This is a genomic window from Amycolatopsis sp. NPDC059657, assembly GCF_042734395.1.
Lineage (GTDB): Bacteria > Actinomycetota > Actinomycetes > Mycobacteriales > Pseudonocardiaceae > Amycolatopsis.
In genome coordinates this window covers 14980-24885 of record NZ_JBHWEB010000002.1, presented here as the reverse complement: position 1 = coordinate 24885, position 9906 = coordinate 14980, and the positions used below count along the sequence as shown (strand labels likewise).

The following is a 9906-nucleotide window of genomic DNA, read 5'->3' as shown; positions in this document are numbered from 1 at the left end:
CGCGCCGCCCTCGACTTTACCTCATTAATACCCCCTCCCTGCGGGGTTTTGGTGGTGTTGGGCCCCCTTCTCGTACCCCGACCCCCCACCCCCCACGACTCGTTTTCAGCCTTCGACGATGCGGCCTTCGATGACCGGGTGCGCCTGGGCGGGCCTGGGGTCGGGCACGACCTCGGAGTCGACGATCACCACCGGGCCGCGCTGGTTGTTGACGTGCGCCATCATGCGGCGCTCCATGCGCTTGAGCCACAGCTTGCGTGCGATCGCGCGGGTGGGCGGGAGCAGCAGGAACAGGCCGAGTACGTCGCTGACGAATCCGGGAATCATGATCAGCAGGCCGCCGAGGCCGATGAGCATGCCGTTGGTGACTTCGACGTGTGCGGAGCGGCCCGCGCGGGCGGTCTCCATGAAGGCGCGGGCGGCCTTGCCGCCTTCGCGGCGGGCGAGCCAGGAGCCGAGGAAGGCGCCTGCCAGCAGGAGTGCGATCGTGCCGAGCACACCCACGGCTGAGCCGACCGCCCAGATGGCGGCGACTTCGGCGAGGACATAGAGCAGGAACGCGACAGCCATACTCCCTCAACGTCCAGCCTGCCCGTTTTGCTCCCGGAGGAACGCTTCGACTTCCCGCGGGGTGGTGAGCACCACCTGGCGCGCGCCGCTCGCGTGTTCCTTGAGCTTGGTGAGCGCGATCGGCCTGCGGTCGCGACGCCAGTGCCAGATCCAGCGGAGGAACTCCAGATCGACCTTTTGCGGGCAGCCGGGTGCCGGGCCCGCCCCGTCGCGTCGGCGGAGTCTGCGGAGGATCACCCGGACAAGGCAGATGCGGCGCGGCAGGTCTAGGAAGATCACCGTGTCCGCGCGGGCGGCGCGGATCTCCAGCGAGCCGGCGTAGTCGCCTTCGATGATCCAGCGGTCGCGGGCGGCTTCCTCGGCCTGCCGTGCGACGAATTCGTCCTTGGGGGTGGGGACCCAGCCCGGGTTCCAGAACAGTTCGTCGAGGTGGATGGTCGGCAGGCCGGTGCTGCGGCCGAGTTTCACGGCGAGGGTGGTCTTGCCGGAACCGCCGCAGCCGAGCACGACAACGCGGCGCATCATCGAGTGAACGGGTCGGTGACCTGCCAGGCGACGGGCAGTTCGACGGCGACTGTTTGGGCGAGCAGGAAGTCCATCGACTTCGCGACGTCGTCGGCGAAGTACGGCAGCGGGACGAGCGGGCGATCCAGCGGGCGGAAGAAGTCGTCCCAATGGATCGGGACCACCTTGCGTGCACCGACCGTGGTGACGATTTCGCGCCACAGTGTCGAGCGGAACTCGTCCGACTGCTTGCCCATGCCGCCGATGCCCAGGTAGACGGTCTCGGCTTCGTAGCCGTCGAGCGCGCCGGGCACCCACCCCGCGCTGCCGTTGACCACGATGCCGCGGCCTTCGTGTCCGACGTGGACGGTGTAGCACTCGCCCATCTCGTACGCGCTCAACCGGGCCGGTGGCGTCAGCGGCTGCGAGATCACTCCCGGTGCGACCGGTTTCGGGCTGTGCTCCGACGGCAGCAGCGTGACGGTGAAGCGGCCGAACTCCAGCGGTTCGCCATGAGTCGGGGTCACGATGCGGTCGGCGGGGAGGCCTTGGCCGAGCGCGATGTTCGCGGTCGACGTCGAGCCGATGACCTGGGCGCCGGTGAGCGACGCGACCAGTGGCGTGTCCATCGCGTGGTCGTAGTGGGAGTGCACGGCGATCACCGCGGCGAGCTTCGAGACGCCCGCGCGATCGAGCGAGCGGGTGACCACCTCGCGGTTCGGGCCGATTTTGCTGGTCAAGGCCTTGATTTTGCCGGGACGGCTGAAGAAGCCGTCGGTCATGATGGCCGTTTCGCCGTCGTCGAAGAGCAGGGTCGACACACCGAGGAAGGTCACCCGCACGGTGCCGTCGGATGGCTTTTCGCGCGGGTACGAGCTGAGGTCGGGGCGGCTGAACGGGGTCTTCATCGTCAAGATCCTGCCGGGCAGGCGGGTGTCCCGCTACCGTCTCGGTCGTGTCTGACTGGGTCCGTTACTCGCTGCTCGGCCTCGCGGTCGTCGCAGCGGCCGCCGTGATCATCGGCCATCTCAGGCGGCATCGGGTGAAGGTGCCGTTGCCGAGGATTCCGCTACCGGCGGGGATCGCGCGGTCGGTGTTCGGGTGGCTGACCCTTTCGATCACCGTGGCGACCGGCACGGTCGGCGGGCTGCTCTGGGTGCTGGGCTGGCCGAAGTTCCCATCCTCCACGAGTTTCACCACCACGGAGATCCTCGACCTGCTGAAGATCGGGCTCGCGGTGGTCGCTGGGTTCGGCGGGGTCGTGCTGCTGGCGATCAACTTCCGCAAGCAGCGGGTGGCCGAGGCCGAGCACGACCTCGCGATCAAACGCGCCGACCGCGAGGTCACCCAAGGATTCAACGAACGGTTCGGCACAGCGGCCGAGCAACTGGCACACGCGAGTGCCGCGGTGCGCATGGCCGGTGTCTACGCGATGGCAGGCCTCGCCGACGACTGGGCCGACAAGCGGCAGGTCTGTGTCGATGTCCTCTGCGGATACCTCCGGATGCCTTCGGACGGCGAGAACGAGAACCTGGTGAGCGACGCGATCATGCGAATCGTCCGCGACCGGACGACGCCACGGACCTTCGGCTTCTCGGATTGGCCGGATACCGACTTCGACTTCACCGACATCGAGTTCACCGACCTGGACCTGGCTGGTTTGTCCTTCGGTGGCACGGTGACCTTCGACCGCTCGACCTTCAAGGGTGAGCTGACCTCATTCGCGAATACCTCTTTCAACGGAAGACTGAGCTGCCACGGAACGACTTTCAGCGCCAAACAAACGACCTTCGCGAGAGCGGTGATCGGCGGCAGGCTGCAGTTCGTCGGCGCCGAGTTCGAGACTTCGAAGATCGATTTCTCCGGCATGAGCCTGAACGGGATCGGCATTGATTTCTACCGGTCGCGGTTTCACGACACCGAGGTCGACTTCTCGGGTTTGGACATCGAAGTCGGAGGCCTGGACTTCACCAGGTGCGACTTCGATCGCAGCGATCTCGACCTCTCCTTCCTCAACACCGTGGTGCTGCAGATGTTCGCCAGGCTGGCGATCGAGGATTGCCGTTTCACCGGCGGGCTGCTGAAGCTGGGCGACGCAGGTGACCCGCCGAGGCTGGCGTCGTTGCGGAGCACCCGGTTCACTGAAACGGAGATCCAGGGCTCGGCGCCGTGGCTCGATGTACGGGACATCGAGCTCATCGGCACCGAGCTCCCCTGGACTACTTCGCCTCCTCCAGATAAGCCGCGGCCTGAAGTGTGAACAGCTTCGCGTACTCGCCGCCTTGCGCCATCAGCTCGTCGTGCGTGCCGGACTCGGCCAGCTTTCCCAGCTCCAGCAACAGGATCTTCTCCGCCTGACGTACGGTCGAGAACCGGTGCGAGATGTACAGCGTCGTCCTGCCGGCGGCCAGTTCACGCAGTCGCGCGAAGAGGTCATGCTCGGCCTGTGCGTCCAGCGCCGAGGTCGGCTCGTCGAGCAGGAGTATCGGCGCGTTCCTGATGAACGCCCTGGCCAGCGCGATCTTCTGCCACTCGCCACCGGACAGGCTGACACCTTGGTCGAACCAGCGGCCGAGCGGGCTGTCGTAACCGCTGGGCAGGCGCTCGATGCGCTCCGCGGCGCCGGCGCGGCGTGCGGAATCCTCGATGCGGTCACGATCTACCAGGTGGTTCAGGTCGCCGAGGCCGATGTTCTCGGCCGCGGTGCCTTGGTACGTCACGTAATCCTGGAACATCGCGCTCATCCGTTCGCGAAGCTCGTCGGGGTCGAACTCGCGGATGTCGATGCCGTCCAGCAGGATGCGGCCACCGGTCGGGTCGTAGAGCCGGCACAGCAGCTTGAACAACGTCGACTTCCCGGCGCCGTTCTTGCCGACCACGGCGACCGTTTCACCCGGCTTGATCTCGAAACTCACGTTGTCGAGCGCGGGTTCTTCCGCGCCGGGATAGCTGAACGAGACCCCGTCGAAGACGATGTGTCCCTCGACCGTGGACGGTAGCCGCCGTGGTTTCGCCGGTGCGACGATCTCGGGCTCGGTGGCGAGGAACCGGTACAGTGTGTCGAGGTAGAGATTGTTCTCGTACATCCCGGAAAACGCGGTGAACAGGCCGGAAACCGAGGTCTGCACGGAGGTCGCCGCGGCCGTGTACAACGCCAGGTCGCCCAGCGTCAGGCGCCCGCCGACGGCTTCCAGCGCGATGTACAACGCGATCGCCGACCCGACGAAGGTGCTCAACAACCCCCAGGACGTTGAGCTGATGCTCCGGTTGCGGGTCAGTTTGCGCTGGCGCTCATAGGAAACGACACCGAGCTGGCGGAACCGTTCCACGAAGTACGGGCCGAGCCCGAAGAGCTTGGTTTCTTTGGCGTATGTGTCCGTAGTGACCAAAGTGGACAGATAGTCCATCCGCCGCTTCAACGGCGACATCATCACGGTCAGCCAGAACGCGCGTGAGCCGTACTTGGACTGGGAGATGAACGCGGGCACCGGAGCCAGCAGCGCGACCAGCGCGAGCAGCGGGCTGACCGAGACCAGCAGCGCGATCATGCTGCTGAACGTGATCGTGGTGCGGATCAGGCCGAGTGCGGAGTTCATCATCGACAGCGGGCGCGACGGCGCTTCCTGCGCGGCCTGGCGCAGCATGTCGTAGGACTCGGACCCCTCGAAGTACGACAGGTGCAGCTCGCTCGCGTGCTTCATCACCTGGTGCCGGATGCTCAACGTCATCCGCTCCTGCAGCAGCGCCTGGCTGATCTGGGTGAGCGCCTGGCAGACCGCGGTCAGCGTGAGCACGCCGAACTCCAGCGCGGCGACGCCGACGATCGCGCCGGTCGTGCCCTTGCCCTGGATGGCGGCGACGACCGAGTCGATCAGGAGCTTGGAGACGTACGCGGTGACCGTCGGGGTCAATCCCGAGACGATCGTGATGATCGCGATCGTGATGGTCAGTACCGGACTGGCCCGCCACGTCAGCTTCGCGACCTTCGGCAGGCCGCGTACCGTGCCCGCGACGGATTCGCGCATTCGCTTGAAGCGGGAGCGCAGGTCTTTGGGTTCGTCGTCTTGTTTGGGCTCGGGAATGTCGACCGGACCGGTCAGCCCGCTGTCCGGCACGGTCGAGACCCGGCGACGCCGAGCGCGTCTGCCGAGCATGAATTCGATACCGCCACCTCCGCCCGGGATCATTCAGCCTCCAGCGCGCCGTGCAGGAAGACGTCGATGAGCTGCTTGGCCGTCGGGCCGTCGGGGAACGAGCGCGCTTGCATCATCATCATGGAGAGGAACAACGCGGCCGCCTGGTCGACCGGGACGCGCAGTGAATCCCGCTCCGGCTCGAAGAGGTCGGCGATGGCGGTCCGCATGGCGTCCATCGACTCCTTGCGGGCACCCTTGCGCGGTTCGCCGCGACGGTGCGGGCGTCCGGAGTGCAGCAGCGCGGACATGACCGCGCCCATCCGCTGCAGGTGCGCGTACAGCACCTCGGCCGCCTCGACGAGCCGGGTTTCGAGTGGCTGGTCGAGCGGGATTTCGGCGATGACGCTCAGCGCCGCGTCCGGCCGGAGTGCTTCGATCATGCAGGCGTCGATGAGCTCGTCCTTGTCCTTGAAGACGCGGAAGATCGTGCCCTCGCCGATGCAGGCCGCCTTCGCGATCTGGCTGGTGGTGATGGCGGCGCCGTGTTCGATCAGCAGTGGCAGGACTGAGCGGACGATCATGTCCCGCCGGTCCCCTGGACTCATGCCCGGCGCTCTACGCCGGGTCTCGGTAGGTGTCATGCTCACCAAGCTACGGAGTGAGCACTCACTCCGTCAAATGAATAAAGAAAAGCGGGCCACGCCCTGGGGGCATGGCCCGCTTTGTCCTGGTTCTAGTAGGTCATCGCCATGGCGGGGTCGGCCAGGAGCGCGCCGACGTCGGCCAGGAACTCCGAGCCCTGCTGGCCGTCGACCACGCGGTGGTCGAAGCTCAGCGAAAGCTGCAGCACCTTGCGGACCTTGATCTCACCGTCGACCACCCACGGGGTGTCCTTGATCGCGCCGAGGCACAGGATCGCGGACTCGCCGGGGTTGATGATCGGGGTGCCGGTGTCGACGCCGAAGACGCCGACGTTGGTGATCGTGATGGTCCCGTTCGCCATGTCGGCAGGCGAGGTCTTGCCTTCGCGGGCCGTCTCGGTGAGCTGCGTCAGCGCGGCCGCGAGCTCCTTCAACGACATCGCGTCGGCGTCGCGGACCTTGGGCACGATGAGCCCGCGCGGCGTGGCCGCGGCGATCCCGAGGTGCACGTAGTCCTTGTAGACGATCTCCTGCGCGGCCTCGTCCCACACCGCGTTGACGTCCGGAGTGCGCTTCGCGGCCAGGCAGACCGCCTTCGCGGCGAAGGTCAGCGGGGTGACCTTGACGCCGGCGAACTCGCGCGACTTCTTCAGCTTCTCGCGGAACTCCATCATCGGCGTGACGTCGATGGTCAGGAACTCCGTGACGTGCGGTGCGGTGAACGCGCTCTGCACCATCGCGGCCGCGGTCGCCTTGCGGACACCCTTGATGGGAACCCGGCGTTCACGGCTGGACGAGTCCACAATGGACTGCTCGACCGGCAGGGTGCCGGCGGAGCCGTTGGCGGCCAGGTGCACGTCCTCGCGGGTGATCACGCCACCGGCGGCCGTGCCGGTCAGCGCGTGGAGGTCGACGCCGAGGTCCTTGGCGAGCTTGCGCACCGGCGGCTTCGCCAGCGGCACGTACCCACCCTTGACCTGCGCGACCGCCACCGGAGCCGCTGATTTTTTCCCCAATGTGGCATTCGTCAGCTTTGGCTCCGCCAATGTGGCGTTCGTCAGCTCAGAGCTGACGGATGCCACATTGGGATTTTTTCGAGCGCGGCGCTTGGTGACGACCGCCTTGGAGCCGTAGCCGACCAGCGGCTTCATCTCCTCTTCGGCGGGCGCCTCCTCGACAGCGGCGGCGGCCGGGGCGGGCGCGGCGGCCGGGGCCGCGGCGCCGCCGGGGTCGACGTCCATGGTCAGGATCGGCGTGCCGACCTCGACCGTCTGACCCGGCTCGACGTGCAGCTCGGTGATCACGCCAGCCCACGGGATCGGCAGCTCGACGGCCGCCTTCGCGGTCTCGATCTCGACGACGATCTGGTTGACCTTGACCTCGTCGCCCGGCTTGACGTGCCAGTTGAGGATGTCGGCCTCGGTCAGGCCCTCGGCCGTGTCCGACAGCGGGAACTGTTTGTACGTAGGCATTACGTCACCAGCCCAGCGAACGGTCGACGGCGTGCAGCACCCGGTCGAGGTCGGGGAGGTAGTGCTCCTCGAGCTTCGCGGGCGGGTACGGCGTGTCGAATCCGGTCACCCGCAGCACGGGCGCTTCCAGCGAGTAGAAGCACTCCTGCTGCACGCGCGCGGCGATCTCCGAGGTCAGCGAGGATTCCGAAGGCGCCTCGCTCAGTGCGATGAGACGGCCGGTCTTGCGTACCGACTCGAACACCGGACCGAGGTCCAGCGGCGAGAGCGTGCGCAGGTCGATGACCTCGAGTGACTTGCCCTCCTCCTCGGCGGCGGTCGCCGCGTCGAGCGCGACCTTCACCGACGGGCCGTACGCAACGACGGTGACCGCGTCACCGGAGCGCACGACACGCGACTTGAACAGCGGGTCCGGCGTGGCGGTGGTGTCGACCTCGGTGCGCATCGCGCCGGAGTGGTACAGCCGCTTCGGCTCGAAGAACAGGATCGGGTCGTCGGAGTCGATGGCCTGCTGGATGCCCCAGTACGCGTCGACCGCGTTGGAGACCGCGACCACCTTGAGGCCCGCGACGTGCGCGAACAGCGACTCGGGGGACTCGGAGTGGTGCTCGACCGCGCCGATGCCGCCGCCGAACGGCACCCGGATCACGATCGGCATCTTGATCTTGCCCTGTGTCCGGTAGTGCAGCTTCGCGACCTGGCTGACGATCTGGTCGAAGCCGGGGAAGATGAAGCCCTCGAACTGGATCTCGCACACCGGGCGGAACCCGCGCACGGCCAGGCCGACCGCGGTGCCGATGATGCCGGACTCGGCCAGCGGCGTGTCCAGCACGCGCTGCTCGCCGAAGTCCTTCTGCAGGCCGTCGGTGATGCGGAAGACGCCGCCGAGCTTGCCGACGTCCTCGCCCATGACGATGACCCGGTTGTTGGCCTCCATCGAGCGGCGCAGACCGAGGTTGATCGCCTTCCCGATGGTCAGTTTCTGAATGTCTTCGTTAGCCATCAGTGCTCACCCGCCGCTGCGAAGCCGTCGAGGTAGGAGAGGAATTCTTCACGCTGCGCGTCCAGCACCGGTGAGTTCTCGGCGTAGACGTTGGAGAAGATCCGCTCCGGGGGCGGCTCCGGCATGTTGAAGCAGTACTCGCGCAGGTCCTCGGCGAACGCGTCCGCGTCGGCCTGCACCTGCTCGAAGAAGTCGTGATCGGCGCCGCCGTTGCGGGCCAGGTAGGCACGAACGCGCTCGATCGGGTCCTTGAGCTTCCACTCCTCCAGCTCGTCGGAGAGCCGGTAGCGGGTGGGGTCGTCGGTGGTGGTGTGCGCGTCCATCCGGTACGTGAACGCCTCGATCAGCACCGGGCCGTTGCCGTGACGGCATTCCTCGAGCGCCCAGCGGGTGACCGCGAGGCAGGCGAGCACGTCGTTGCCGTCGACCCGGATGCCGGGGAAGCCGTAGCCGCGGGCGCGCTGGTACAGCGGCAGGCGCGACTGGCGCTCGGTCGGCTCGGAGATGGCCCACTGGTTGTTCTGGCAGAAGAACACGAGCGGCGCGTCGTAGACCGCGGCCCAGACGAATCCTTCGTGGACGTCGCCCTGGCTGGTGGCGCCGTCGCCGAAGTAGGTGACCGTCGCTTCGCCGTCGTCGTCGCCGACCTTGCCGTCGAACTTCTGGCCCATCGCGTACCCGGTGGCGTTGAGCACCTGGTTGCCGATCACGATGCAGTACGGGTGGAAGCCGTGCTCCTTGTAGTCCCAGCTGCTGTGATCGGTGCAGCGGAAGATGCCGAGCACCTCTTTGAGGTCGACACCCCGCGTGTACGCGACGCCGTGCTCGCGGTAGCTGGGGAACGCCATGTCGCCCTTGCGCATCGCGCGCCCGGAGCCGATCTGCGCGGCCTCCTGGCCGAGCAGCGGCACCCAGATGCCCAGCTGGCCCTGGCGCTGCATCGCGTTGGCTTCACGGTCGGCGCGGCGGACGAGCACCATGTCGCGGTAGAGACCGCGCAGCGCTTCGTAGTCGATGTCCGCCACGTACGGGTCGAACTGCGACGAGTGGACGCGTTCGCCTTCGGGGGTCAGCAGCTGCGTGAGCTCTTCCCCACCTTCGCTGGTTGCTCGCAAACCGGCTATCACCTGCTCCGGGGATGGTTGGGCGGCTTCGGCGGCCGGCCCGGCCCCAGGCTCCGGGTGCGTCCACTGTTCGGGGGACGACATGCGCTTGTCTCCTTGATGTCGGTTGCCGCGCGGCCGCTTGTGGCGGCCACTACGACTTCACCGTCGGCGACCTGCGCATTCGGTCCTGAAGCGCTAGAGCCACCGTCGGCGTTGACGGTTCACGCCGACATCCTGGCATGCCGACCATGCTTTTGGTGAGCCAGGGATGCTGATTTGTTGCTGAGAAACCGGGGCTGAGCAGCGAAAATGCTCGGACACCCGACCATGGGGCTGCCGATGGTTCGTCACCTCACCTGCGGTCGTGGGGGTTGCCGGCGGGTCTGAGCGGGGGGGCCACACACCAAACCAGAAGGGTTCGTGGCCTCCGTCACCCTGGGCCTCTGGGGGGCGGGGAGGCGAAAAACGGGCGCG

The 9906-nt window shown here is 67.1% G+C and carries 9 protein-coding genes; 1 reads left to right on the top strand and 8 read right to left on the bottom strand.

Annotated features, from left to right (window positions below; all coding sequences use genetic code 11):
• Positions 1–105: 105 nt before the first annotated feature.
• Genes ACFV15_RS01350 through ACFV15_RS01340 form a run of 3 tightly spaced genes read right to left on the bottom strand, consistent with a single transcriptional unit; the run spans position 106 to position 1982 of the window.
• Positions 106–570 (bottom strand): FxsA family protein, encoded by a 465-nt coding sequence (locus ACFV15_RS01350; protein ID WP_378348135.1) that lies wholly within the window; start codon positions 568–570, stop codon positions 106–108.
• Positions 571–576: 6 nt separating this feature from the next.
• Positions 577–1095 (bottom strand): DNA topology modulation protein FlaR, encoded by a 519-nt coding sequence (locus tag ACFV15_RS01345; protein WP_378348134.1) that lies wholly within the window; start codon positions 1093–1095, stop codon positions 577–579.
• Entirely contained in the window at positions 1092–1982 is an 891-nt protein-coding gene (locus ACFV15_RS01340; protein WP_378348133.1) for an MBL fold metallo-hydrolase, read from the bottom strand. The genes ACFV15_RS01345 and ACFV15_RS01340 overlap by 4 nt, the downstream gene beginning before the upstream one ends.
• 47 nt (positions 1983–2029) lie before the next feature.
• Between ACFV15_RS01340 and ACFV15_RS01335 the strand changes: the two genes are divergently transcribed.
• Positions 2030–3334: a hypothetical protein gene (locus tag ACFV15_RS01335; RefSeq protein ID WP_378348132.1), complete on the top strand. Its 1305-nt coding sequence runs from the start codon at positions 2030–2032 to the stop codon at positions 3332–3334.
• Here ACFV15_RS01335 and ACFV15_RS01330 read toward each other — a convergent pair.
• The 5 genes from ACFV15_RS01330 to pdhA form a co-directional block, all read right to left on the bottom strand.
• A complete protein-coding gene (locus ACFV15_RS01330) occupies positions 3294–5228 on the bottom strand; it encodes an ABC transporter ATP-binding protein (RefSeq protein ID WP_378348279.1) in 1935 nt (644 codons plus the stop codon). The two genes, ACFV15_RS01335 and ACFV15_RS01330, sit on opposite strands and share 41 nt — an antisense overlap.
• A 29-nt stretch (positions 5229–5257) precedes the next feature.
• The gene (locus ACFV15_RS01325; protein ID WP_378348131.1) at positions 5258–5815 is read right to left on the bottom strand and encodes a TetR/AcrR family transcriptional regulator; all 558 of its coding nucleotides are present in this window, start codon (positions 5813–5815) and stop codon (positions 5258–5260) included.
• Between the two features lie 128 nt (positions 5816–5943).
• Positions 5944–7323, bottom strand: a complete 1380-nt coding sequence (locus tag ACFV15_RS01320; RefSeq protein WP_378348130.1) for a dihydrolipoamide acetyltransferase family protein — start codon at positions 7321–7323, stop codon at positions 5944–5946.
• 4 nt (positions 7324–7327) lie between these two features.
• Complete coding sequence (locus ACFV15_RS01315; protein ID WP_378348129.1) at positions 7328–8326, bottom strand: alpha-ketoacid dehydrogenase subunit beta; 999 nt, start codon at positions 8324–8326, stop codon at positions 7328–7330.
• Positions 8326–9534 (bottom strand): pyruvate dehydrogenase (acetyl-transferring) E1 component subunit alpha, encoded by a 1209-nt coding sequence (gene pdhA / locus ACFV15_RS01310; RefSeq protein WP_378348128.1) that lies wholly within the window; start codon positions 9532–9534, stop codon positions 8326–8328. Before pdhA ends, ACFV15_RS01315 begins: the two co-directional genes overlap by 1 nt.
• Positions 9535–9906 lie beyond the last annotated feature (372 nt).

Excerpts from the sequence above, each read along its gene's own strand:
- ACFV15_RS01320 (WP_378348130.1), bottom strand. The coding sequence starts at position 7,323 with ATGCCTACGTACAAACAGTTCCCGCTGTCGGACACGGCCGAGGGCCTG.
- ACFV15_RS01350 (WP_378348135.1), bottom strand. The coding sequence starts at position 570 with ATGGCTGTCGCGTTCCTGCTCTATGTCCTCGCCGAAGTCGCCGCCATC.
- ACFV15_RS01340 (WP_378348133.1), bottom strand. The coding sequence starts at position 1,982 with ATGAAGACCCCGTTCAGCCGCCCCGACCTCAGCTCGTACCCGCGCGAA.
- ACFV15_RS01315 (WP_378348129.1), bottom strand. The coding sequence starts at position 8,326 with ATGGCTAACGAAGACATTCAGAAACTGACCATCGGGAAGGCGATCAAC.
- ACFV15_RS01325 (WP_378348131.1), bottom strand. The coding sequence starts at position 5,815 with ATGAGTCCAGGGGACCGGCGGGACATGATCGTCCGCTCAGTCCTGCCA.
- ACFV15_RS01330 (WP_378348279.1), bottom strand. The coding sequence starts at position 5,228 with ATGCTCGGCAGACGCGCTCGGCGTCGCCGGGTCTCGACCGTGCCGGAC.
- pdhA (WP_378348128.1), bottom strand. The coding sequence starts at position 9,534 with ATGTCGTCCCCCGAACAGTGGACGCACCCGGAGCCTGGGGCCGGGCCG.
- ACFV15_RS01345 (WP_378348134.1), bottom strand. The coding sequence starts at position 1,095 with ATGATGCGCCGCGTTGTCGTGCTCGGCTGCGGCGGTTCCGGCAAGACC.